The organism is Janibacter sp. CoH_79_TC_3 (genome assembly GCF_058197955.1).
Genome location: NZ_JBXWIV010000063.1, coordinates 1 through 594, shown reverse-complemented (window position 1 = coordinate 594; position 594 = coordinate 1). Strand labels below are relative to the sequence as shown.

Genomic DNA, 594 nt, shown 5'->3' with positions numbered 1-594 from the left:
TGAACCGCCCCGGGATTGTCGGAGACCTAATATTCTGAGAGAATACGACAATGAAAAGACAAAGCTATACTCCCGAGATTAAAGAACGCGCCGTTCGCATGCTGATTGAAGCGTCTGGCGATTACCCCTCCACATGGTCAGCTATTCAAGCCATAGCGTCAAAGATTGGCTGTACACCTGAAACCCTGCGATCATGGCATAAGAAGCACATAGACCAAACCATTCCTGCCTCAGTACAAGCGCAAAGCCAAGAGCAACGTATTAAATAGCTTGAACGCGAGAATAAAGAGCTCAAGCAAGCCAATGAGATTATACGTAAGGCTGGCGCTTTTTTCGCCCAGGCGGAGCTCGACCGCTGACTAAAATCATGATTCAATTCATCGACGACAATAAGCATCTTTATGGGGTCGAGCTGATCTGTCGAGTATTACCGATTGCCCCGTCAACCTATCATCGTAAAAAATATTTAGCTAATAATCCTGAAAAGCGCTCACTGCGCAGTCAGCATGACGACTATTATATCAGTGAGATTAAACGCATCTGGCAGGGCAGCAAGTGCCGTTACGGTGTTCGTAAAGTCTGGCAGCAGATGAA

1 pseudogene and 1 other annotated feature are annotated in these 594 nt (G+C 46.6%); the pseudogene reads left to right on the top strand.

The features are described 5' to 3' along the window. Positions 1–50: 50 nt before the first annotated feature. A pseudogene (locus AC2FA3_RS15075) lies at positions 51–594 on the top strand (transposase); the annotation flags it as partial. Beyond that, positions 326–442, top strand: a sequence feature (AL1L pseudoknot). Its footprint overlaps the pseudogene before it by 117 nt.